This is a genomic window from Caulobacter sp. CCNWLW153, assembly GCF_036889365.1.
In the GTDB taxonomy this organism is placed as follows: Bacteria; Pseudomonadota; Alphaproteobacteria; order Caulobacterales; family Caulobacteraceae; genus Caulobacter; species Caulobacter radicis.
In genome coordinates, this window is sequence record NZ_JBAKFV010000004.1 from 297,692 (window position 1) to 320,120 (window position 22,429).

Below are 22,429 nucleotides of genomic sequence, written 5' to 3' on the forward strand. Positions count from 1 at the left end.
GACAGGCGCAATCACGCAGGGTGAGGCTGTGGGGACTAACTAGGTCCGAGGCTAACTTGAACCGCCCTCCCTCCCCGCCTCCCTCGCCCTTGTGGCGAGGGCCCATGCCGGCCGCTGCTCAGACCGAGAACGCCCCGCGAATGTCTGAGCGGCTGAACGATGGATCCTCGCCACAAGGGCGAGGAAGGCGAACAGAGGTTGGGCGGCAAAGCCGCCTACTTCTTGTTCTTCTTCGCATTGGCGGCGAACACCGCCAGGAACGTGGTCCCCACCCCGGCGAACACCGCGATCAGAGCGGCGAAGATCGCCACCGACTTCTTGGAGTCGCCGTCGGCGGCATGGGCCAGGGCCGGCGTCGCCAGCACGGCGGTCATGATCAGCAGCGACCTGATGGTCTTCATGGATAAGCCCCCTCGCGAATACTCCAGAGGGAGCTAACCCGCCCGCCGCCTTCGCGGCAAGGCGGGTGGAGGCGCTACTTGCCCGAGAAGACGGCCTTGTCCGCCGCCTCGGCCATCAGCGCGTAGCCCGCATCGTTGGGATGCAGATGGTCGCCGCCATGGGTCTCGACGCGCAGCTGGCTCGGCTTGGCCGGATCGCGCAGGACCGCGTCGAAGTCGATGACGCCGTCGAACTCGCCGCCGGTGCGGATCCAGGCGTTGACCGCCGCTCGCGTGGCCTCGCCCTTGTCGTGATAGTAGGCCGCGCCCTCGAACGGCGGGATGACGCCGCCATAGATCTTCACGCCGCGCGCGTGGGCCCGGGCGATCAGCTGGCGATAGCCGGCGATCAGGTCCTCGGGCGTCACCGCGTCGGCGGCGAAGCCCGGCTGGGCGGGGCGGCCGATGTCGTTGATGCCCTCCAGCACCACCACCGCCTTGACCCCCGCCACGCTCAGAACGTCGCGATCGAAGCGCGACAGCGCGCTGGGGCCCGAGACCTCGCGCAGCAACCGCCCGCCGCCGACGCCCATGTTGACGACGCTCCAGCCCTGCCCGCGCGCGGCCAGCCGCGCCGCCAGTTGCTCGGGCCAGCCCTTGTCGGCGTTCGGGGTCGAGCCGGAGCCTTCGGTGATCGAGTCGCCGATGGCCACCAGCACCGGCGCCTCGCCCGACCCGCGCACCTCGACGCCGCTGACCAGACCCGGCCCTTTGAGGGCCTGCTCGCCCGGGATCGCGTCCTTGGCGACGTGGTTGCCGGGCGGGGCCACGAACAGGCGCACGCGGTGGCCGGCCGGGGCCTGGGTCCCGACGTAGAAGATCGCCGCCGACACGTAGTCCATCGCCTTCACCGGCAGCACCACCGGGTCGGTCAGCACCGGCGCGCCCGGCGGGATCGTGAACTCGGCCTTACCGCCGACCGTCACCGCGATCGGCGCGCCCAGGATCTTTCCGTCGGCGTCGGCCGGGGCCAGCGTGATCGCCCCCACCGCCAGCGGCCGCTCGTTCAGCTCGTTGGACAGGCGCAGCCGCACGGCGTCGCCGCCGGCGTTCAGGCGCATCACCTGGCGCACGGTGACGTCGGTGAAGGCCCTCGCCTCGCCCGGCCGGGCCACGGCCTGCGGCGCGATCGGCGCGTTGCCCCAGGCGCTGCGCCAGACAGGCGCTTCGGAGACGGCGGCCGGACGGGCTTTCGGCGCGGCCAGCAGCGGCGCGGGCGCCAGCGCCAGGATCAGGGCGGCGGACAGGATCGTACGGTTCATCAGCGTTTCCCCACAACGGCGGTTGACGTTCGCCGCTTCAATGCTATTCTCAATATATCGATTAATTGTCCACATTGTGAGAATTGATCGATGGATCGAAGCTCGATCCTTCCCTGTTCTGCCTGACCTCGTACTTCCCCCTCTGAGGTCCAGGAGCGCCGGCCCCGCCGTCGCTCCTTTCTTTTTGCCTCAAGCTCAGGGCCTGCCCGCACACGTCGGCTCGCCGCGCGCCGAGGCGTCGGCCTCGCCCCGCAGCACCAGCTTGGACGCCGGAACCTTCGCGCCCTTCAGCCCCTTGGCCACGATGCCGGCCGCCATGCGCGCGCCCAGTTCGTTGGGGTGGGTGGTGTCGTTGATCCCTTCCGGGTGGCTGGCGATCTTGTCGGCCGCCGAGTAGATCATGAAGCGCTTGGCGCCCTGCGCCTCACCCATCTTCTGCAAGGCGGCCTGGCTTTCCTTGTCCAGGTCGATCAGCGGGGTCCTGGTCTCGGCCGCCACGCGGCGCACGGTCGCCGAGTACGGGCCGTGGGCGTCCTGGATCTGGCCGTCCTTGAAGATCAGCTTGGCGATCGGGGTGATCAGCACCGGCTTGGCGCCGGCCGTGCGCACGTCGGCAACGAACCGGCGCAGATTGTCGGCATAGGCCCCGTTCGGATCGGTGAAGCGGACGATCTTCTTGGTGTCGGCGTCGTTGTGGCCGAACTGGATCAGCACCGTGTCGTCCGGCTTCAGCTGCGCCATCAGCACCGACCACAGCCCCTCCTCCTGGAAGGTCTTGGTCGAGCGGCCGCCGCGGGCCAGGTTGACGATCTGGACGTCGGGCTTCAGCGAACACTTCAGAACCATGCCCCAGCCCATCTGCGGGAAACTGCGGGCGCTGTAGTCGGCGGCGGTGGAGTCGCTGGCGATGACGATACGGTTGGGATCGGCCAGGGCGGCCGGCGCCGCCCCCATGACCATGGCCAGTGCGAGGGCGGCGGCGGTCTTCATCAGCGGGTCTCCGCCAGGATTGAACGGTCGATCTCGGAGACGGAATTGACGCCGGTCAGCGCCATGGCCACCCGCATCTCCTTCTCCATCAGGTCCAGCAATTGGGTCACGCCCGCCTGGCCGCGCGCAGCCAGGGCGTAGACGGCGGCCCGGCCCAGCAGCACGCCCTTGGCGCCCAGGGCCAGCATCCGCACCACGTCGAGGCCCGAGCGCACCCCGCCGTCGGCCAGCACGGTCAGCTTGTCGCCCACCGCGTCGGCGATGGCCGGAAGCGCTTTCGCCGAAGACAGCACGCCGTCCAGCTGGCGGCCGCCGTGGTTGGACACCACCACCCCGTCGGCGCCGATGTCGGCGGCGGCCTTGGCGTCCTCGGGATCGAGCACGCCCTTGATGACCAGCGGCCCCTTCCAGGACTGCCGGATCCATTCGAGGTCCTTCCACTGGATCGAGGGGTCGAAGTTGGCCCCCAGCCAGCCCATGAAGTCCTCCAGGCCCGTATTGCCCTTCAGCACCGGAGCCACGTTGCCCAGGGTGTGGGGACGGCCCATGACACCGACGTCCCACGCCCATTGCGGCCGGCCCATGGCCTGCAGGATGCGGCGAGCCCCGGCGTTCGGGCCGCTCATGCCTGAGTGCGCGTCGCGATAGCGGGCCCCCGGCACGGGCATGTCGACGGTGAAGACGAGCGTGCTCGCCCCCGCCGCCTCGGCCCGCGCCAGGAGGTCGCGCATGAAGGCCCGGTCGCGCAGCACGTAGAGCTGGAACCACAGCGGCCGGCTGGACGCGGCCGCCACCTCGTCCACGTCGCACACCGACACCGTCGACAGGCACAGCGGCACGCCCTTGGCCGAAGCCGCGCGCACCGCCTGGCATTCGCCGCGCCGGGCGTACATGCCGGTGAGGCCCACGGGGGCCAGCACCACGGGCATGGACTGCTCCACGCCGAACAGGCTGGTCGCCGTCGAGACCTTGGACACGTCCTTGAGCACCCGCTGTCGCAGGGCCAGATCGGCCAGGTCGGAGACGTTGCGGGCCAGGGTCCGCTCGGCGTAGGCGCCGCCGTCGATGTAGTCGAAGAGGAAGCGCGGCAGCTTGCGCCGCGCAGCCTCACGGAAGTCGGTGGTCGACGAGACGATCATGGAAGGAAGCTGCGCCTATTGCAGGTTCACGAACGCGCCGCCGTCGACCAGCAGGGCCGCGCCGGTGACGTAGTTGGCCAGGTCCGAGGCCAGGAACACGATCGGGCCGGCCAGATCGTCGGGCTCGCCCAGGCGGCCCAGCGGGATGCGGCCGCTCATGTATTCGCGCTTGGCGACGTCGGCGAGGTCTTCCTTGTTGATCGCCGTCTCGATCGTGCCCGGCAGCACCGAGTTGCAGCGGATGCCGTGCTTGCCCAGCGCGATGGCGGTCGACTGCATGAGGCTGTGCACGCCGGCCTTGGTCGGGGTGTAGTGCGTCTGCATGCCGCCGCCGACCAGGGCGCTGATCGAGGAGACGGCGATGATCGAACCGCCGTGACCCTGCTTGACCATCTGGTTGGCCGCCGCCTGCACCATGTAGTAGGCGCCGAACAGGTTCACCTTCATGGTCCGCTCCATCACTTCCGGCGGCATGTCCAAGAAGGCGTGGAACGGGCAGATGCCGGCGTTGTTGACGAAGACGTCGACCTTGCCGAAGGCCGCGACCGCGGCGTCGACGAAGGCCTGGGCGGTTTCGACCTGGGCCACGTCGCCCTTCACGGCGATGGCGCGACGGCCCAGGGCCTCGATCTGCGCCACGGCGTCGGCCGCGCCGGCCTCGTCGGAGTGGTAGTTGATCGCCACGTCGGCGCCGTGACGCGCCGCGCCGATGGCGGCCGCCTTGCCGATACCGCCCGAGGCGCCGGTCACCAGCACCACCTTGTCCTTCAGAAGCATAGTTCCTCCGTCATACATACGCGCGGGAGGCGTCAGGTCTTGGCGCCCGAACCCCGCTTACCGTTCCAGCCCAGATCGCGGCTGATCGCGTCGGCGGCCAGGCGGATGTCGTCCACCAGTCCGCCCATCCGTTCGTCGTCCATGTACTGCGCAGCGCCCGAGACGCTGATCGCGGCGACGATCTGCCCCCCCGCCCCGCGCACGGGCGCGGCCACGCAGCGGATGCGGTCTTCGTTCTCTTCAAGGTCGAAGGCGATTCCGCGCTGCGAGTAGTCGTGCATCCAGGCGATCCACTGCTCCTCGTTCGGCGCGCCGGCGGCGGCCGGGCCTTCCTTCCGATACAGCGTCCGCCAGCGGCTCTCGTCGTCGTCCAGCACCAGGGCCTTGCCCAGGCCGGTGGAGCGGATCGGCTGGCGATCGCCCACGCGCGAGGAGATGTTGATGCGACGGCGGCCGGTCAGCTTGTCCAGGTAAAGAGCGCGGTCGTCGTCGAGCACGCCCAGGTGGACGGTGTCCTCCAGCTCTTCCCACAGCTTTTCCAGGTGCGGGCGCGCGATGCGCGGCAGGTCCATCTGCTGGCTGGCCAGATAGCCCAGTTCCAGGAGCTTGGGGCCCAGGCTGTAGCCTTCGCGCGGGGTCTGGGTCAGCAGGCGGCGCTCGACAAGGGCGGTGGCCAGGCGGTGCGTGGTGCTGCGGGTCAGGCCGAGTCGCGCGGCCAGCGCCGGCAGGCCGATGGCCCCCGCGTCGGCCACCACGTCGAGCACGTCCAGGCCGCGAAACAGCGTCTGGCTGCCGCTTGGGCTCTTGGTCGCCGCGCCTTCGTCGTCCGCCACCGGTTCCGCTCCCCTTGACGTGCTGGGTTTCATTTTGTAGCACTACCTCTCATAATATGGAACGCAAGACAAGGGCTCGCGTCAGCGACTCTTTCGGTCGCGGGGGTCCTGCGACAAGCGTGTCATACGATGTTCTGGGGAGGTAGCGCGGACATCCGTTCGCGTCGTTCGGCGGCCCCGCTGGCGCGCCTCCTCTAATAGGGGCAGATCCGGTCACGAGAGACCGGGCGATGGTTGGAGCACGAGATGCCGCTTCCCTTGATCAAGGCTGTTCGCGCCTATGTGGTCCGCGGGGGCGGCGCCGACTATCACGACCAGGGCGAAGGCCACTGGATCGACGATCACATCGCCACGCCGATGTCGCGCTATCCCGAGTACCGCCAGAGCCGCCAGAGCTTCGGCATCAACGTCCTGGGCACCCTGGTCGTCGAGATCGAGGCCGTCGACGGCACGATCGGTTTTGCGGTGACCACCGGCGGCGAACCGGCCGCCTTCATCGTCGAAAAGCACCTGGCCCGCTTCCTCGAAGGTCGCGACCCGACCGAGGTCGAGAAGATCTGGGACCAGATGTATTTCTCCACCCAGTACTACGGCCGCAAGGGCCTGGTCGTGAACGCCATCTCGGGCGTCGACCTGGCGCTCTACGACCTGATCGGCAAGCTGCGCCAGGAGCCGGTCTACGCCCTGCTCGGCGGCAAGGTCCGTGACGAACTGACCTTCTACGCCACCGGCGCCCGTCCGGACCTGGCCAAGGAGATGGGCTTCATCGGCGGCAAGATGCCCCTGCACCACGGCCCGGCCGAGGGCGAGGAAGGCCTGCGCAAGAACCTCGAAGAGCTCGAAACCATGCGCAACCGCGTGGGCGAGGACTTCTGGCTGATGTTCGACTGCTGGATGTCGCTGGACCTGAACTACGCCACCAAGCTGGCGCACAAGGCCCACGAGTACGGCCTGAAGTGGATCGAGGAAGCTCTCAGCCCCGACGACTACTGGGGCTATCGCGACCTCAAGAAGAACGCCCCTCCCGGCATGCTGGTCACCACCGGCGAGCACGAAGCCACCCGCTGGGGCTTCCGCATGCTGCTCGAGATGGAATGCTGCGACATCATCCAGCCGGACGTGGGCTGGTGCGGCGGCGTCACCGAACTGATCAAGATCGCCAACCTGGCCGACAGCAAGGGCGTGATGATGATCCCGCACGGATCGTCGGTCTACAGCTACCACTTCGTCATCACGCGCCATAACAGCCCGTTCGCCGAGTTCCTGATGATGGCGCCGAAGGCCGACGAAGTCGTGCCGATGTTCCATCCGCAGCTGATCGGCGAGCCCGTTCCGGTCAACGGCAAGCTCAAGCTCGGCGACGCGCCCGGCTTCGGCGTCGAGCTGAACCGCGACGTCGGCCTGCACCGTCCGTATCCGCGGTAAACCGCGCCTCCCCTTCCCCCAATTTACCCCTAGAGCCAGAAGACCATGAAACTGTTGCGTTACGGCCCGCGGGGCGCCGAAAAGCCCGGCCTGCTGGATTCCGAAGGCAAGATCCGCGACCTGTCGGGCCACGTGTCCGACATCACCGCCGCGGACCTGACCCCGGAAGGCCTGGCCAAGATCGCCGCCATCGACCCGACCACCCTGCCGGTGGTCGAAGGCTCGCCGCGCTACGGCGTGCCGATCGCCAATGTCGGCAAGTTCCTGGCCATCGGCCTGAACTTCGCCGACCACGCCAAGGAAGCCGGCCTCGAGCCCCCGCCCGAGCCGATCTTCTTCACCAAGGCGATCTCGTGCCTGAACGGCCCGAACGACCAGGTCATGCTGCCCAAGGGCGCCGAGAAGGGCGACTGGGAAGTCGAGCTGGGCGTCGTGATCGGCAAGCGCGCCCGCTATGTCGAGCAGGACGAAGCCCTGGACTACGTCGCCGGCTACGTGCTGGTGAACGACGTCTCCGAGCGCGCCTTCCAGAAGGAGCTCGGCTCCCAGTGGGACAAGGGCAAGGGCTGCGACACCTTCGGTCCGGTGGGCCCCTGGGTCGTGACCGCCGATGAAGTGGGCGACTGCCAGAACCTGGACATGTGGCTCGACCTCAACGGCAAGCGCATGCAGACCGGCAACAGCAAGACGATGATCTTCGGCGTCGCCGAGCTGATCGCCTACATGAGCCGCTTCGTCACCCTCGAGCCCGGCGACATCCTGACGACGGGCACCCCTCCGGGCGTCGGCGAAGGCCAGAAGCCCGAGAAGATCTTCCTGAAGGCCGGCGACGTCATGACGCTGGGCATCGAGAAGCTCGGCACGCAGCGCCAGGAAGTCATCGCCTGGACCAAGGAAGGCGTTGCATGACCGTCTACGCCAACCGCTTCTCGGGCCGCACCGCCGTCATCACCGGCGGCGCCTCGGGCCTGGGCAAGGAAACCGCCCGCCGCATCGTCGCCGAAGGCGGCAAGGTCGCCCTGTGGGACCTCAACGCCGAGGCCCTGAAGGCCGCCGGCGAGGAAGTCGGCGCCAGCTTCACCTACGCGCTGGACGTCTCGGACGAGGCCCAGGTGGCCGCGGCCACCGCCGCCAGCGCCGAAGCTCTCGGCAAGATCGACGTGCTGGTCAACTCGGCCGGCATCACCGGCGCCACGGTGCCGGTTCACGAGTTCCCGCTCGACAGCTGGAAGCGCGTCATCGACATCAACCTGAACGGCCTGTTCTACTGCTGCCGTTCGGTGGTGCCGCACATGCTGGCGGCCGGCTACGGCCGCATCGTTAACGTCGCCTCGGTGGCCGGCAAGGAAGGCAATCCGAACGCCAGCGCCTATTCGGCGTCGAAGGCGGGCGTGATCGGCCTGACCAAGTCGCTGGGCAAGGAACTTGCCGGCAAGGGCGTCATCGCCAACAGCCTGACCCCCGCCACCTTCGAAAGCCCGATCCTCGAGCAGCTGCCCGCCAGCCAGGTCGAGTACATGCGCTCGAAGATCCCGATGGGTCGCCTGGGCGAAGTCGAGGAAAGCGCCGCGATGGTCTGCTTCATGGCCAGCGAGGAGTGCAGCTTCACCACCGCCGCCACCTTCGACACGTCCGGCGGCCGGACGACCTTCTAGTTTGAGACCGGGCCCGCCCGTCCTTCGGGATGGGCGGGCCCGGACACTACGAGACCAAGGGGACAGGCATGGCGTACACGGGTCCGATCATCGACGCCCACATGCACCTGTGGGATCTCGACAAGCACTACTATTCCTGGCTGCAGGACGTTCCCCTGCCCAACAACCCGGCGGGCGACATGAGCCTGATCGCCGGCAAGAACTACCTGCCCGCCGACTACGCCGCCGACGCCCTGCCCTGGCGCGTCCAGAGCCTGGTCCATGTCGAGTGCGGCCTGCCGACCGACAAGCAGCTTTCCGAAACCGACTGGCTGGAAAGCCTGATCGCCGCCGGCGCGCCCATCGGCGCGATCGTCGCCGGCGCCAACCTGGACGATCCCAACGTCGAGGCCCTGCTGGAGGCGCACGCCTCGCGGCCCCACGTGCGCGGGATCCGCCAGATCGTCAATTTCCACGCGGACCCGGCCAAGACCTACGGCCCGGCCGACTTGCTGCTGAACGACCAGTGGCGCGCGGGCTTTGGCCTGCTGGCCAAGCATGGCCTGTCGTTCGACCTGCAACTCTATCCCTCGCAGATGGAGACGGCCGCGGCCCTGGCCGACGCCCATCCCAACATCCCGCTGGTCGTCAATCACGCCGGCATGCCCACCGACCGCGACGAGGACGGCCTGGCGCTCTGGCGCTCGGGCCTGGCCGCGCTGGCCCAGCGTCCGAACGTCACCTGCAAGGTCTCGGGCCTGGCCATGGTCGACCGCGCCTGGACGGTGGAAAGCCTGCGCCCGTTCGTCCTGCGGGTCATCGAGACCTTCGGCGTGGAGCGGACCATGTTCGCCAGCAACTTCCCGGTCGAGAAGGTGCACGGCTCGTTCGACGCCTTCTACACGGCCTACGACGCCATCACGGCCGACTTCAGCGACGCCGAGCGCCAGCGCCTGTTCGCCGGCACGGCCGCCGCCGTCTACCGCATCGCCTGAAAACCAAGAAACGACGCCAGGAGGAAACCATGAGCACGCTGACCGAGGGCCGCCCGATCGCCTTCCGCATGCAGCTGAAGGCCGGTGTCGCCGCCGAGTACGAGCGCCGTCACGACGAGCTGTGGCCCGACCTGGCCGAGGCCCTGCGCAACGCGGGCATCTACGACTATTCGATCTTCCTCGACGAAGAGACCATGAGCCTGTTCGCCGTGCTTCGCCTGAAGCCGGACAACGACAAGGACGCCCTGCCCCTGCAGCCGGTGATGAAGCGCTGGTGGGACTTCATGGCCGACCTGATGGACGTCCATCCGGACAACAAGCCGGTCGAATGGCCGCTCAAGCCCGTCTTCTACTTCGAGGGCTGAAGCAGTGATCAAACGTCCCGCCCCCAAAACGATGAGTCTTTTCGGCCTCGCCGCCGCCCTGCTCGCCACCACCGCGCTTTCCAGCGCGAATTCGGCTGAGCCGACGCGCTACGTCATGACGGCGTTCACCAACGCCAGCCAGTCGAACATGAGCGTGTACGACTCGGCCGACGGCTCGCGCTTCACGCTGCAAAAGCCGCTGGCCTACACCCCGCCCAAGGGGCTGATCCGCGATCCGAGCGTGATCAAGCGCAAGGACGGCTTCTACTACGTCGCCTACACCACCGGCTGGACCGGCAACACCATCGGCCTGGCCCGCAGCAAGGACCTGGTCGACTGGACCTTCCTGCGCGACGTCACCGTCGACGTGTCCGGCTCGACCAACACCTGGGCGCCCGAGTGGTTCGTCGACGCCGACGGCTCCGAGCACCTGATCCTGTCGGTCTCGACCACGGGCATCGCCGGGCAGTTCCAGCCCTACCGGATCACGGCCCAAGACTCCGAGCTTGCCAATTGGAGCAAGCCGCGCCCGCTGTCGGGCATGGGCCCCAACTACATCGACGCCTTCGTCGTGCGCGAGGGCTCGCAGTACCAGGCCTTCGCCAAGAACGAGACCACCAAGTTCATCGAGCTGCTGACCGCCCCGTCGCTGGACGGCCCCTGGCAGGTCAAGGGCGGCGGCGACTGGGCCGGCTGGGGCAAGTTCCTCGAGGGCCCCGCCCTCACCCGCACCCCCGAAGGCGCGTGGCGCATCTATTTCGACGAGTACATGTCGAAGCGCTACTGGTACTCCGACAGCACCGACGGCTTCCGCACCTGGACGCCCAAGAAGGAACTGCCCGAGCTTTCCGGCACGGTCCGCCACTTCACCGTGCTCAAGGAAGGCGGCGACCAGGCCGTCGCGGCCAAGCCGGCGGAAGCCCACAAGATCACCTGGGACAAGTATTCCCTGAAGGTCGACGGCAATCGCATCTATTCCTGGGGCGGCGAGTTCCACCCCTTCCGCGTGCCCAGCCCCGACCTGTGGCGCGACATCCTCCAGAAGATGAAGGCCAGCGGCTACAACACCGTCGCGATCTACATCGACTGGGGCTACCACTCGCCCAAGCAGGGGGTCTACGACTTCAGCGGGATCCGCGACATGGATCGCGTGCTGACCATGGCCAAGGAAGAAGGCCTCTACGTCATCACCCGCGCCGGCCCGTACGTGAACGCAGAGCTGACGCGCGGCGGCTTCCCCGGCCACCTGGTCAACCAGCAGGCCCGCGCCCGCACCGACGCGCCGGAATACATCCAGGCCGCCGACGAGTGGCTCTCGCAGATCAACAAGGTCATCGCCCGCCACCAGCTGACCACCGGCCAGGGCACGGTCATCGCCCACCAGATCGAGAACGAGCTCGACGTCGTCGGCGCGCCGCAGCAGCGCTACATGCAGTGGCTGGCCGACAAGGCCCGCGCCGACGGCATCACCGTCCCGCTGTTCCACAACGACAAGGGCCGCAACGGCTACTGGGTGCCCAAGGGCTCCAACGTGCCCGGCGCGGTGGAAGGTCCGACCGACCTCTACGCCTTCGACGGCTATCCGGGCGGCTCGTGCAAGGTCGACTCGACCCCCTCCTCGCCCGGCGTGGCGCCCGACTGGGGCCTCTACGGCGCCGGCGGGGCCAAGGGCGGCGCCTCGGCTAGCCCCAACACCCCCGGCTTCGCGGCCGAGTTCGGCGGCGGCTGGTTCGACTACTGGGGCAGCAACGGCGACTACGACTGCACCGCCATCCACCGCGGCGTCGGCTATCAGCGGGTGTTCTACGGAACCAACATCGCCAACGGCCTGACGATCCAGAGCTTCTACATGACCTATGGCGGGACCAGCTGGGGTTGGTCGCCGGCCCCGGTGGTGTTCAGCTCCTACGACTACGGCTCGGCCATCGACGAGGCCCGCGGCCTGCGCGACAAGGCCCGCGTCATGAAGCAGATGGGCCAGTTCCTGAACGCGGTTCCGGACCTGACCCGCATGGACAAGGGCGAGGCCGTCGTTCCCTCGAACGACAAGGTCCGCGTCTATCACAACGTCAACGCCGAGACCGGCAGCCACCTCTATGTGGTGATCCACAACCCCAGCAGCGCCACCGGCGACGAGGCCTTCACCTTCAAGGTCAAGACCCGCGACGGCGAGTACGTGGTCCCCTCGCGGATCAAGGGCCAGGACAGCAAGATGCTGATGGCCAGCTACGACCTGGGCGGCCAGCGCCTGGTCTACTCGACGTCCGAGATCCAGACCCACCTGCCCTGGAACGGCGGCGACCTCGCTTTGATGTACGGCCGCGCCGGCGAGGCTGGCGAGACCGTCCTGCGCTACGCCGAGGCCCCCAAGGTCGAGGTGCTGGAAGGCCAGGTCTCGTCGAGCTTCGACGCCGCCAAGGGCGACCTGAAGCTCTCCTACAGCCACACGGGCCTGGCCCGCGTGCGCATCACCGGCGGCGACCGCCCGCCGCTCGTGCTGCTGCTGGCCGACGAGGCCACGGGCCAGACCTTCTGGCGCCAGGACACCGCCGCCGGCCCGACCCTGCAGCGCGGCCCGGGCCTCGTTCGCACCGCCAGCGTCAAGGGCGCGGTGCTGTCGCTGACCGGCGACACCGAAACCGAAAGCGCCCTGGAAGTCTTCGCCCCCAAGGGCGTGAAGTCCGTCCGCTGGAACGGCGCGGCCGTCGCCGCCAAGGCCACGGCTTCGGGCTCGCTGCTGGCCTCCAAGTCGCTGGCCGGCCCGACCGCCGTCACCGTGCCGGATCTGGCCAAGCTCGACTGGAAGACCGCCGCCGGCTCGCCCGAGTCCGACCCGGCCTTCGACGACAGCGCCTGGGCCAAGGCCGAGGGCAAGCGCGGCGGCTCAACCGTGCGTCCGCCGACGGGCCAGCCGGCGCTCGACATGAGCACCCACGGCTTCCACCACGGCGACGTCTGGTACCGCGGCCGCTACAAGGGCCGCGCCGACATCGACACCCTGACCCTGCACTACGGCGCCGGCGGCGCCGGCATGATCCAGGTGTGGCTGGACGGCAAGTTCCTGGGCCAGCACGAGCTGGACGGCGGCCTGCCCCGCCCGATCACCACGGGCGTGGCCACCTTCAAGCTGCCGGAAGCCCTGCGCGGCGACGGAGAGCACGTACTGTCGGTGATGGTGCGCAACAACGGCCACAACTGGGACCTCGACGCCGACGACTTCCACAAGGAAGCCCGCGGCCTGGTCTCGGCTTCGCTGTCGAGCCCCACGAGCTACAGCTTCGCCGTGCCGATCAGCTGGAAGATCCAGGGCAACAAGGGCGGCGAGGACATCGCCGATCCGGTGCGCGGCCCAATGAACGAAGGCGGCCAGTACGGCGAGCGCAACGGCTGGCACCTGCCGGGCTTCCCCGACCAGGGCTGGACCAAGGCCGACATGGCCGCACCTGCGCCCTATGCCGGCACGACCTGGTATCGCACCAACTTCGACCTGGCCCTGCCCAAGGACCAGGACGTGACCCTGGGCCTGACGATCGGCGATCCCAAGACCCCGCGCTCGCCGGGCCGCTATCGCGTGCTGATCTTCGTCAACGGCTGGAACATGGGCCAGTTCATCGCCCACGTCGGCCCGCAGCGGACCTTCGTGCTGCCGAGCGGCATCGTCGATCTGCACGGCAAGAACACCATCGCCCTGGCCGTGACCAGCGACGGCGCCCCCGGCGACGCCCTGGAAGCCGTCAAACTGGAAGTGCTGCGCAACGTGGAAGGCGGCGTGCCCGTCGCCCGCGTCCCCGCGCCGAACTACAAGCAGTAGGCCCCCGCCTACCCCGAACTTACCTTTAGGAGACTACCGTGCCCAATCTCGCTCACGGCATCGAGGCCAAGGACGTCAAGGCCAAGATCGCCCTTCTGATCAGCAACCTCGTCGACATCACCGACGAGACGGGCGAGTTCCTGCTGCGCCTCGACGACGGCCGCGTCATCGACACCAAGGGCTGGAACGACTGGGAATGGACCCACGGCGTGGGCCTCTACGGCCTGTGGAAGCAGTACGAGATGTACGGCGACGAGCGCGCCTTCGACATCATGACCAAGTGGTTCGCCGACCGCTTCGAGGCCGGCACCCCGACCAAGAACATCAACACGGTCTCGCCGTTCCTGACCCTGGCCTACCTCTACGAGGCCACCGGCGACCACACCTACATCCCCTACCTCGAGACCTGGGCCGACTACGTCATGTACGAGGGTCCGCGCACTGAGGAAGGCGGCTTCCAGCACATCGTCTTCAACAGCGAGAACCCGCAGCAGCTGTGGGACGACACGCTGATGATGAGCGTGCTGCCGCTGGCCAAGATCGGCCTGCTGCTCGACCGCCCCGACTTCGTCGAGGAGGCCAAGCGCCAGTTCATGGTCCACATCAAGTACCTGGCCGACCGCAAGACCGGCCTGTGGTTCCACGGCTGGACCTTCGAGGGCCGTCACAACTTCGCCGACGCCCTGTGGGCCCGCGGGAACTGCTGGGTGACGATCGCCATCCCGGAATTCATCGAGCTGCTCGACCTGAAGCCGGGCGACGGCCTGCGCGCCTTCCTGATCGACGCCCTGGAAGCCCAGATCAAGGCCCTGACCGAATACCAGGACCAGGAAACCGGCCTGTGGCACACGATCATCAACGACAAGACCTCGTACCTTGAAGCCTCGGCCACGGCCGGCTTCGCCTACGGCGTGCTGAAGGCCGTCCGCAAGCGCTACATCGGCAAGGAATACGAAGCCGTCGCCATCCGCGCCATCAAGGGCGTGCTGGCCAACATCGACGACGCCGGCGAACTGCAGCAGGTCTCGTTCGGCACCCCGGTGTTCGACACGATCCAGGGCTACAAGGACATCCCGCTGACCTCGATGCCGTACGGCCAGTCGCTGGCCATGCTGGCGCTCGGCGAGTTCCAGCGCGCTTTCATCTAGGCCGCTGACTTCGAACTAATCCGGTCTGGCCCAGCGCCGGACCGGACTTGGGGGCGAGAAGACCCCCTCCTCTTGGGAATGAGACGCACATGGCCACGCCAGACGCCCGCAAACCGTCCTGGATCAACTATTGGGGCTGGGGCTCCGGCGACATGCTGGGGGCCGGCGCGCAAGCCGTCATCACCGGCTGGCTGGCCTACTTCTTCATCACCTTCTGCGGACTGTCGCCGGTCGAGACCGGCCTGATCCTGGGCCTGCCGCGCCTGCTCGAGGCGATCACCTGCCCGCTGATCGGCTACATCTCCGACAACCTGCGCCACACCTGGATCGGCCGTAAGGTCGGGCGGCGGAAGATCTTCCTGCTGCTGACCATCCCGCTGCTGCCCAGCTTCGCCCTGATCTTCGTGTCGGGACAGACCTTCACCTACTACCTGGTCACCTTCATCTTCTTCGAGTTCGTCTACACGATGTTCCTGATCCCGTGGGAGACCCTCGCGGCGGAAATGACGAAGGATTACAAGGAGAAGGCCAAGTTCGCGGGCGCCCGCATGCTGATCGCCCAGAGTTCGGCGATCCTGGCCTCGTACCTGCCCACGCTGATCATCAACAACTTCGGCGGCAAGGACAGCTCCAACACCTTCCTGATCATGGCGGCCATCTTCGGCGGCCTGTTCAGCCTGGTGGTCGTCTTGGTGGTGCTGTTCACCTGGGAGCGTCCCTACACCGACGACGAGAAGCTGATCCAGCCCGAGCCGATGGACTGGGGCAAGGCCGCCCTGATCCCGGTCAACATGTTCCGCGACCTGTTCTCGACCCTGAAGCTGAAGGCCTTCCGCCAGCACCTGTCGCTCTATCTGGGCGGCTACATCAGCCAGGACATCTTCAACACCGCCTTCCCGCTGTTCGTGGCCACGGTGATGGTCGGCTCGACCCTGGTGATCTCCCAGGCGATGACGATGATGTACTTCGCCCAGCTGATCTCGGTGATGATCGCCATCCGCGTGATCATCAAGACCGGCCCGACGGCCGCCTACCGCATGGCCATCACCTTCGTCTGCGCGGCCCTGCTGCTGTTCCTGGGCTTCTACCTGGTCAAGCCGGCCGGCTTCGCCGCGGGCGTCGAGGGCCTGCACGGCAACATCTTCAACGCCGCCGGTTCGGGCTTCAACCCGACCGTCCTGTTCTGGCTGTTCCTGCCGATCATCCTGGCGGGTCTTGGCCGCGGCACGCTGAACTTCGTGCCCTGGGGCGTCTACAACTACCTGCCCGACGTCGACGAGGCCGTCACCGGCCAGCGCCGCGAGGGCATCTTCGCCGGGGTCATGACCTTCGTGCGCAAGATCGCCCAGTCGGGCGCCATCCTGCTGACCACCACCCTGCTGGGCCTGGGCGGCTTCGTCTCGGGCGGCAAGGGCCAGGTGGTCCAGCAGACCCCGCAGGCGATCCACACCCTGGTGCTGATCATGGTCGGCGGCCCGATCCTGGTGATGGTCACCGGCATGATCATCTCGTGGAAGTTCCGCCTCAACGCCAAGACCCACGAGGTCCTGGTCCACGAGGTCGAACGCCTGCGCGCCGGCGCGACGGAAGCCGAGACGCCCGAGTCCAAGGCCATCGTCGAGGACCTCACCGGCTGGAAGTACGAACGCCTCTGGGGCCGCGGCGAAAAGGCCAGGCCCTCGGTCGGCAGCGACCAGATCCCGGATATCAACTGAGACTGAAACTAGAGCCCTTCCCCCTCGATGGGGGAAGGGAGGCATGAAGATCCTCCCCCCTCCGGGGGAGGTGGCCCGGAGGGCCGGAGGGGGACGTTCTCAGCTTTCGAGGCGTCGGCCGCTTTTGCAGGTCACTCCCCCCACCGATCGCTTCGCGATCGCCTCCCCCACAGGGGGAGGTTCCCGAACGTTCAGGCCGCCTCCGCCTGCCCCCAGCGCGCCACCATCTCCAGCAGCCGCGAGGGATTGATCGGCTTGCCCAGGTGGTCGTCCATGCCGGCGGCCATGCACGTCGCCACCTGCTCGGGCAGGACGTTGGCGGTCATGGCCACGATCGGAGTGCGGATCCCCATCGGCTCCAGGGCGCGGATGCGCCGGGTGGCGGTCAGGCCGTCCATCACCGGCATCTGCACGTCCATCAGGACGAGGTCGTAGCGCTTGCCGGCCTTGAAGGCGTCGACCGCCGCCACGCCGTCCACGGCCATGTCCACCTCGACCTCGAACGGCGCCAGCAGGGCGCCGATCAGTTCGCGGTTGGCGGCGTTGTCCTCGACCAGCAGCAGCCGCACGGGCCGTTCCAGCGGCGCCGGCTGGGACGCGACGGGCAGGTCGTTGGCCACCGTCTCGGTCACCGGCAGCTCGACCTCGAACCAGAACGTCGAGCCGCGCCCCTGCGCGCTCTCGACGCCGATACGCCCGCCCATGGCCTCGATGATCCGCTTGCAGATCGCCAGGCCCAGACCGGTGCCGCCGAACCGGCGGGCGACCCCGGCGTCGGCCTGGATGAAGCGCTCGAACACCGCCTCGTGCATGTCGTCGGGCAGGCCGATGCCGCTGTCGCGCACCGCCATCCGCAGGCGCTGGCCCACGGCGGTCGCGGTCTGCTCGACGCTGATGACGATCTGCCCCTCGCTGGTGAACTTCACCGCGTTCGACAGGAAGTTCAGCATCACCTGGCTGAGACGGGCCGCATCGCCCAGCAGCGGCGTGAGGCCCGGACCGAACTCGATCAGCACCGGCAGGCCCTTGGCCTGGGCCTGGCTCTCGATCAGGGCCGCGGCCGAGCGGGCGATGTCGCAGGGCTTGAACGGCTCGGCGTCCAGCTCCAGTCCCGCCTCCAGGCGCGAGAAGTCCAGCACGTCGTTGATGACCCCCAGCAGGGTGTTGCTGGCCTCGTGGATCAGGCGCACCTGCCGCGCGTCGGTCTCGTCCAGGCCCGACGACTGCCGCAGCAGGCCCGAAAAGCCGATGATCGCGGTCAGCGGCGTGCGCAGTTCGTGGGTCATGTTGGCCAGGAAGTCGGCCTTGGCCGCGGCGGCCGCCTGGGCCTCCTCCGCAGCCCGGGCCAGCTCCTGCGCCAGGCGCTTGCGCTCGGTGATGTCGCGGCTGGTGGCGATGAAGCCGCCGCCCTCCTCCTTGGGCACCAGCGAATAGGTGCTCTCGATCCAGATCTCCTGGCCGTCCTTGCGGCGGAACCGGTACTCCAGCGTGCTGCTGTCGCTGGGGGTCTGCAGCGCCCGGATGGCCGCCACGGCCTTGGCGCCGTCCTCGTCGCTGACGCCCAGCAGGTTGGGCGCGACCAGGAACTCGGCGGGGGTGTAGCCCGTCAGCCGCTCGATGGCCGGCGAATTGTAGCGCCGCCGCCCGTCCGGCCACCACATCGACAGGGCGTCGGTCAGGTTGTTGGCCAGGATACGGTACAGCGACTCGTGCTCGCGCAGGCGCGACAGGGTGTGCTCGGCCTCGCGGCGCCGGCGTTCGGCTTCCTCGGCCGTCTGGCGCTGGATCTTCAGACTGTGCGAGAGGTCCCGCTTGGCGGCCTTCAGGTTCAGGCGCTGGCTGTGCAGGAAGTAGAACAGCGGCCCGCCCACGATGACGACGATGACCATCGTCATCCACGGCGTGAAGACCTCGGCCCGCTTCAGGATCAGGATGTTGACGCAGTAGTCCGTCGTCACGGCCATCAACGCGGCCAGCACGACAGTCGCAACGGTTCTCAGGAACGTGGCTAGAAACATGGCCCCAGGGTCGACGTCACGCCGGATCGAACGGCTCGATCCCGCCCCTTGTCGCTCATCTATGAGGCGAAGGTGCTAAAATCGACGCGTCGCGCGCGTTTAATCTCGGCTCGCGACGCTAAGCCGCACCGTACGGGCGCCCAGCCAGGGCCTCCGGCGCGACCGGCCGGCCGTCGATCCGCACCGGCGAGCGGGCGTCGGCGTTTCCGTTCAGCGAAAGCCCCGTGACCTCCAGTCCCCTCACGTGCCGCGCCCACAGGCCCCAGGCCGGCGGATCGCCGAACATGCGAGGTTCGGGATAGGCGTCCTCCAGTTCCGGCGGCTCGACGCCCGCCTCCCCCGCCCCGCCCAGGAAAGACAGGTCCAGGTTCTCCAGCCGCACGTCCTCGATCGGATGGTCGGCCAGGCCCGCCAGGATCACCGGCAGGTCGGCGAAGGCGACCTCGCCGTCCAGGTTGCGCACGCTCACCCGGCGCAGAGCGCCCGGCCGGGTTCCCTCCGGCCCGCGCAGCCGCGCGCCCAGCCGCAGGAACAGCGGCGAACTGGTCATCTCGACCAGCCGCACGTTCTCGATCTCGACGTCCTCGATGGTTCCGCCGTCGACGGTCTCGAGCGCCAGCCCCCGCGAGCGCTCCAGCACGCAGTCGCGGATGCGGATGCGGCGGAAGTCGCCGTTGCTCTCGGTGCCGATCTTGATGCGGCCGGTGACCCGGTCCTGGTCGGGCGACAGCCGCTGCTCGCGCCCCAGGCTGCCGTCCAGCACCGTGCCCAGGTCGAAGCCCGAGACGTGGCAGCCGGTGATCTCGACGTCCTGCGTCGGCAGCGCCTCTCCAAGGGCCATCGAGGCCTTCAGCACGATGGCGTCGTCATTGGGCGTGTTGACCCGGCAGCCGCTGATGCGCACGCGCGTGCAGCCGTCGATGTCCAGCCCGTCGCGGTTGGTGTCGACCAGCAGGTTCTCGATCGTCAGGTCCTCGCAGCCCGTGGCCAGCACCGCGAAGTGTCCGCCCCTGACCAGCGTGAAGCCCGACAGCCGCACCTTGCGGCAGCGCTTCAGCCCGATCGCCTTGTTGCCCTGGCCGATCATCGCCGCGCGCTCGGGCACGAGCTCGGCCATGGCCTCGGCGGAAAGGCCGACCATGCTCAGCGGAAACTCGCCCGCCTGCTTGCGCCAGCGCGAACCCGGCCCCTCGCGGGTCAGGCCCTCGCCGTCGATGCGGCCGGGGCCCTCGATCGCCACGTCCTCCAGGTCCTCGCCCCAGATCAGGCTGTTGCGCCAGTGGCTGTGGCCGAAGTCCTGGTAGAGGTCGTGCGGGTTCTCCTCGGGCGGATCATAGCGTCCGCCGTGCCGCGCCGGATCGGCGGCGACCAGCACGCAGCCCTCCTCCAGCTTCAGCGTCACGCCGCTGGCCAGCCGGATCGAGAAGCAGAGATACCGTCCCGCCGGCAGCCGCACGGTCCCGCCGCCGGCCGCGCGGGCGGCCTGGATGGCGGCGTTGATCGCGTCGCTGTCCAGCGCCTGCCCGTCGCCCCTGGCGCCGAAGCCCGTGACGTCGAAAGTCACGTGTAGAGGCCGTGGCGGCGTAGGAACGGCGGCAGCAGCTGCGGCCAGCCCATGTCCATGCCCTGCGGACCGGTCACGCCGAAGCCGTGGCCGCCCTTCTCGAACATGTGCAGCTCGCTGGGCACGCCCGCGGCGCGAAGGGCCGAATAGAGCAGCAGGGAATTGTCGGCCGGCACCACCTTGTCGTCGGCGGCGGTGGCGATGAAGGTCGGCGGCGTATCGGCCGGCACGTCCAGCTCCAGCGAGGCGGCCTTGCGGCGAGCTTCGGAGGCGTCGCCGGCCAGCAGCTCCTTCATCGAGGCGCCGTGCGCGAACGGCGCCTGCATGGTCACCACCGGATAGAACAGGCCCGCCACCGACGGCCGGGTTGGCAGTTGGTCGATGGCGTCGGTCGGCGCGTAGGTCTCGCGCTTGAACTGGGTCGACAGGCGCCCGGCCAGGTGGCCGCCGGCAGAGAAGCCCATGACGCCGACGCGCGCCGGGTCCAGGCCCAGCTCGCCGGCCCGCGAGCGGATGATGCGAATGGCCCGCTGGGCGTCCTGCAAGGCGACGTCCGGCCCCGCCGCCCAGCCGTCGGCCGGCAGGCGGTAGGTCATGACGAAGGCGGTCACGCCCTGGTCGGCGATCCACTTGTCGATCGCTCCGCCGGCCTTGCTGACCGCCACGCGCTTGTAGCCGCCGCCGGGGATCATCAGGATCGCCGCGCCGTTGGGCTTTTCCGGGCGGCGCATCATCAGCACCGGGTCGGTGATGTTGAGGAAGGCCGTGTCGTTGGGATCGCCGCCCGGCGTGCGCAGGATGACCTGCTCCTTGACGGTGACCTTCTCGCCGCCCGGGGCCTTGCCCGGCCAGATCGGCTGGATCTCCAGGCTCGGCTTCACGGCCGGGGTCGCCTGGGTGGTTTGGGCCAGGGCCGGGCTGGCGGCGGTCGCGCCGGCCAGGGCCAGCAGGGAGCGACGGTCGATCATCGGAAAACCTCGCGAGAAGTCAGTTGCCGCGCAGGGCCGCGTTGCTGCGGGCCGCGCTGGGAGCCATGACGAAGCTGTCGGGCGGCGTGGGCCTGGCCGGATCGAACGACCCGACGTCGGCGGCAAGATGGCCCGCCAGCTGCGGAACGCCGGCCTTGATCCCCTCCACGATGCAGCGCGCCAGCGCGTAGGCGCCGTAGTTGTCATGGTGGGTGATGTCCTTGCCGCCGTCGGCGAAGGCCTTGGGCGACTGCACGGGCCCCAGCGCCTCGTAGAAGACCTTGCTCATGGCCGCCAGGTCGATGACCGGCACGCCCAGCTCGGCGCCCACCGCCAGCACCGCGGCCGGATAGTCGCCGTGGGTGTTGATGATCCTGCCCTCGCCGTCGAACCGGCGGCGATGCATCGAGGTCACCAGCACGGGCGTGGCCTTCCTGCGCCGGAACTCGCCGGCATAGGCCCGCAGGTAGTCGCGATAGGTGCTGTCGGCGGCCACGTACGTCTGCGGCCAGTTTTCCTTCTGGTCGTTGTGGCCGAACTGGATCAGCGCGAAATCGCCGGCCCGCGTCTGGCTCAGCACCTTGTCCAGCCGGTGCTCCATCAGGAACGACTTCATCGTCTCGCCGGACTCGGCGTGGCTGGCCACCGACACGGTCGGGGCGAAGAACCTCGGCAGCATCTGGCCCCAGCCCGCGGCCGGCTCGAAGGGCTGGTCGGTGACCGTGGAGTCGCCCAGCAGGAAGACGCGCGGCACGCTGGCGGCCTCGACGGTCATCCGCGCCACCTTCGGGGCCGGGCCGCAGAACTCGACGGTCAGCCTGTCGTCCCAGTTGGGCGTGCCCTTCTCGCGCGGATTGAGGATCACGCCGGTCCCGCCCGGGGCGTTCTTCGGCGGCGGCGGCAGCGAGGCGTCGCGGGTGTTGACCACGAACGTCACCTCTCGGCGTTCCTTGGCCTTGGTGCGGATCTGCTCGGCCATCAGCCGGCGGGACTCGGCCTTGACGGTCAGGTCGGCGCCGCCTTCAACCTCCAGGGTCACGCGCCAGTCGCCCTCCGGAACAGCGACCGAGAACGACCGTCCCTCGCCCGGCTCGAAGCCATAGCCGGTGGCGGCGTCATACAGGCGATCGGCGGCGACGGGCGTAAAGCCCTCGCGCGGCTTGGCGGTGAAGTCGAACCTGCGGGCCGTCATCTGCGCCTCCAGCGCCGCGGCGGCGGTCGCGGGGGCCAGCAGCAAGCCGGCCAGAACACTGCGTCGCGCGAGCTGCATCCTGGATTCGCCTCCCCCTTCGTACCGCGACCCGCGGCCGTCATTCTGAGCCGGACCATCCCGAAGAACGGGCGC

General features: G+C 68.6%; 18 protein-coding genes. 8 read left to right on the forward strand and 10 right to left on the reverse strand.

All coding sequences use genetic code 11. The annotated features are described in order from the left end of the window. Positions 1-215: 215 nt before the first annotated feature. The 6 genes from V6S85_RS08930 to V6S85_RS08955 all read right to left on the reverse strand — a co-directional run bounded on the left by V6S85_RS08930 (position 216) and on the right by V6S85_RS08955 (position 5,474). Positions 216-401, reverse strand: a complete 186-nt coding sequence (locus V6S85_RS08930; RefSeq protein ID WP_116570104.1) for a hypothetical protein — start codon at positions 399-401, stop codon at positions 216-218. Positions 402-475: 74 nt separating this feature from the next. Next, positions 476-1,702 (reverse strand): SGNH/GDSL hydrolase family protein, encoded by a 1,227-nt coding sequence (locus V6S85_RS08935; protein WP_334348730.1) that lies wholly within the window; start codon positions 1,700-1,702, stop codon positions 476-478. Between the two features lie 195 nt (positions 1,703-1,897). After that, the gene (locus V6S85_RS08940; protein WP_334348731.1) at positions 1,898-2,692 is read right to left on the reverse strand and encodes a rhamnogalacturonan acetylesterase; all 795 of its coding nucleotides are present in this window, start codon (positions 2,690-2,692) and stop codon (positions 1,898-1,900) included. Further along, a complete protein-coding gene (gene lldD / locus V6S85_RS08945; protein WP_334348732.1) occupies positions 2,692-3,831 on the reverse strand; it encodes an FMN-dependent L-lactate dehydrogenase LldD in 1,140 nt (379 codons plus the stop codon). Before lldD ends, V6S85_RS08940 begins: the two co-directional genes overlap by 1 nt. 15 nt (positions 3,832-3,846) lie before the next feature. Continuing rightward, the gene (locus V6S85_RS08950; protein ID WP_058350571.1) at positions 3,847-4,608 is read right to left on the reverse strand and encodes an SDR family NAD(P)-dependent oxidoreductase; all 762 of its coding nucleotides are present in this window, start codon (positions 4,606-4,608) and stop codon (positions 3,847-3,849) included. A gap of 32 nt (positions 4,609-4,640) precedes the next feature. Then, entirely contained in the window at positions 4,641-5,474 is an 834-nt protein-coding gene (locus V6S85_RS08955; protein ID WP_109099349.1) for an IclR family transcriptional regulator, read from the reverse strand. A 213-nt stretch (positions 5,475-5,687) separates the two neighbouring features. Between V6S85_RS08955 and rhmD the strand changes: the two genes are divergently transcribed. From rhmD to V6S85_RS08995, 8 genes are all read left to right on the forward strand, one after another. Next, positions 5,688-6,866, forward strand: a complete 1,179-nt coding sequence (rhmD, locus tag V6S85_RS08960) for an L-rhamnonate dehydratase (protein WP_058350573.1) — start codon at positions 5,688-5,690, stop codon at positions 6,864-6,866. Positions 6,867-6,911: 45 nt separating this feature from the next. Continuing rightward, complete coding sequence (locus tag V6S85_RS08965; RefSeq protein ID WP_116570108.1) at positions 6,912-7,775, forward strand: fumarylacetoacetate hydrolase family protein; 864 nt, start codon at positions 6,912-6,914, stop codon at positions 7,773-7,775. After that, positions 7,772-8,521 carry an SDR family NAD(P)-dependent oxidoreductase gene (locus tag V6S85_RS08970; protein WP_116570109.1) on the forward strand — a complete coding sequence of 250 codons (750 nt, stop codon included), beginning with the start codon at positions 7,772-7,774 and terminating at the stop codon, positions 8,519-8,521. The genes V6S85_RS08965 and V6S85_RS08970 overlap by 4 nt, the downstream gene beginning before the upstream one ends. Before the next feature lie 68 nt (positions 8,522-8,589). Then, on the forward strand, positions 8,590-9,495 hold the full coding sequence (locus V6S85_RS08975) for an amidohydrolase family protein (protein ID WP_334348733.1): 906 nt from the start codon (positions 8,590-8,592) through the stop codon (positions 9,493-9,495). Positions 9,496-9,524: 29 nt separating this feature from the next. After that, positions 9,525-9,860 carry an L-rhamnose mutarotase gene (gene rhaM / locus V6S85_RS08980; RefSeq protein WP_116570111.1) on the forward strand — a complete coding sequence of 112 codons (336 nt, stop codon included), beginning with the start codon at positions 9,525-9,527 and terminating at the stop codon, positions 9,858-9,860. A gap of 31 nt (positions 9,861-9,891) precedes the next feature. Then, the gene (locus V6S85_RS08985; RefSeq protein ID WP_334348734.1) at positions 9,892-13,671 is read left to right on the forward strand and encodes a beta-galactosidase; all 3,780 of its coding nucleotides are present in this window, start codon (positions 9,892-9,894) and stop codon (positions 13,669-13,671) included. Positions 13,672-13,709: 38 nt separating this feature from the next. After that, positions 13,710-14,819, forward strand: a complete 1,110-nt coding sequence (gene bglB, locus V6S85_RS08990; RefSeq protein WP_109099342.1) for a beta-galactosidase BglB — start codon at positions 13,710-13,712, stop codon at positions 14,817-14,819. An 89-nt stretch (positions 14,820-14,908) separates the two neighbouring features. Further along, positions 14,909-16,534, forward strand: coding sequence for an MFS transporter (locus tag V6S85_RS08995; protein WP_334348735.1), 1,626 nt, complete (start codon positions 14,909-14,911; stop codon positions 16,532-16,534). 191 nt (positions 16,535-16,725) lie between these two features. Here the strand turns inward: V6S85_RS08995 and V6S85_RS09000 are convergent, their stop codons facing one another. The 4 genes from V6S85_RS09000 to V6S85_RS09015 all read right to left on the reverse strand — a co-directional run bounded on the left by V6S85_RS09000 (position 16,726) and on the right by V6S85_RS09015 (position 22,354). Continuing rightward, a complete protein-coding gene (locus tag V6S85_RS09000; RefSeq protein ID WP_165829099.1) occupies positions 16,726-18,498 on the reverse strand; it encodes a PAS domain-containing hybrid sensor histidine kinase/response regulator in 1,773 nt (590 codons plus the stop codon). Positions 18,499-18,670: 172 nt separating this feature from the next. Further along, entirely contained in the window at positions 18,671-20,116 is a 1,446-nt protein-coding gene (locus V6S85_RS09005; RefSeq protein ID WP_334348736.1) for a rhamnogalacturonidase, read from the reverse strand. Further along, positions 20,113-21,084, reverse strand: a complete 972-nt coding sequence (locus V6S85_RS09010) for an alpha/beta hydrolase (RefSeq protein ID WP_334348737.1) — start codon at positions 21,082-21,084, stop codon at positions 20,113-20,115. Before V6S85_RS09010 ends, V6S85_RS09005 begins: the two co-directional genes overlap by 4 nt. A gap of 19 nt (positions 21,085-21,103) precedes the next feature. After that, complete coding sequence (locus V6S85_RS09015) at positions 21,104-22,354, reverse strand: rhamnogalacturonan acetylesterase (RefSeq protein ID WP_334348738.1); 1,251 nt, start codon at positions 22,352-22,354, stop codon at positions 21,104-21,106. Between the last annotated feature and the right edge of the window lie 75 nt (positions 22,355-22,429).

Excerpts from the sequence above, each read along its gene's own strand:
- V6S85_RS08930 (WP_116570104.1), bottom strand. The coding sequence starts at position 401 with ATGAAGACCATCAGGTCGCTGCTGATCATGACCGCCGTGCTGGCGACG.
- V6S85_RS08935 (WP_334348730.1), bottom strand. The coding sequence starts at position 1,702 with ATGAACCGTACGATCCTGTCCGCCGCCCTGATCCTGGCGCTGGCGCCC.
- V6S85_RS08940 (WP_334348731.1), bottom strand. The coding sequence starts at position 2,692 with ATGAAGACCGCCGCCGCCCTCGCACTGGCCATGGTCATGGGGGCGGCG.
- lldD (WP_334348732.1), bottom strand. The coding sequence starts at position 3,831 with ATGATCGTCTCGTCGACCACCGACTTCCGTGAGGCTGCGCGGCGCAAG.
- V6S85_RS08950 (WP_058350571.1), bottom strand. The coding sequence starts at position 4,608 with ATGCTTCTGAAGGACAAGGTGGTGCTGGTGACCGGCGCCTCGGGCGGT.
- V6S85_RS08955 (WP_109099349.1), bottom strand. The coding sequence starts at position 5,474 with ATGAAACCCAGCACGTCAAGGGGAGCGGAACCGGTGGCGGACGACGAA.
- rhmD (WP_058350573.1), top strand. The coding sequence starts at position 5,688 with ATGCCGCTTCCCTTGATCAAGGCTGTTCGCGCCTATGTGGTCCGCGGG.
- V6S85_RS08965 (WP_116570108.1), top strand. The coding sequence starts at position 6,912 with ATGAAACTGTTGCGTTACGGCCCGCGGGGCGCCGAAAAGCCCGGCCTG.
- V6S85_RS08970 (WP_116570109.1), top strand. The coding sequence starts at position 7,772 with ATGACCGTCTACGCCAACCGCTTCTCGGGCCGCACCGCCGTCATCACC.
- V6S85_RS08975 (WP_334348733.1), top strand. The coding sequence starts at position 8,590 with ATGGCGTACACGGGTCCGATCATCGACGCCCACATGCACCTGTGGGAT.
- rhaM (WP_116570111.1), top strand. The coding sequence starts at position 9,525 with ATGAGCACGCTGACCGAGGGCCGCCCGATCGCCTTCCGCATGCAGCTG.
- V6S85_RS08985 (WP_334348734.1), top strand. The coding sequence starts at position 9,892 with ATGAGTCTTTTCGGCCTCGCCGCCGCCCTGCTCGCCACCACCGCGCTT.
- V6S85_RS08995 (WP_334348735.1), top strand. The coding sequence starts at position 14,909 with ATGGCCACGCCAGACGCCCGCAAACCGTCCTGGATCAACTATTGGGGC.
- V6S85_RS09000 (WP_165829099.1), bottom strand. The coding sequence starts at position 18,498 with ATGGCCGTGACGACGGACTACTGCGTCAACATCCTGATCCTGAAGCGG.
- V6S85_RS09010 (WP_334348737.1), bottom strand. The coding sequence starts at position 21,084 with ATGATCGACCGTCGCTCCCTGCTGGCCCTGGCCGGCGCGACCGCCGCC.
- V6S85_RS09015 (WP_334348738.1), bottom strand. The coding sequence starts at position 22,354 with ATGCAGCTCGCGCGACGCAGTGTTCTGGCCGGCTTGCTGCTGGCCCCC.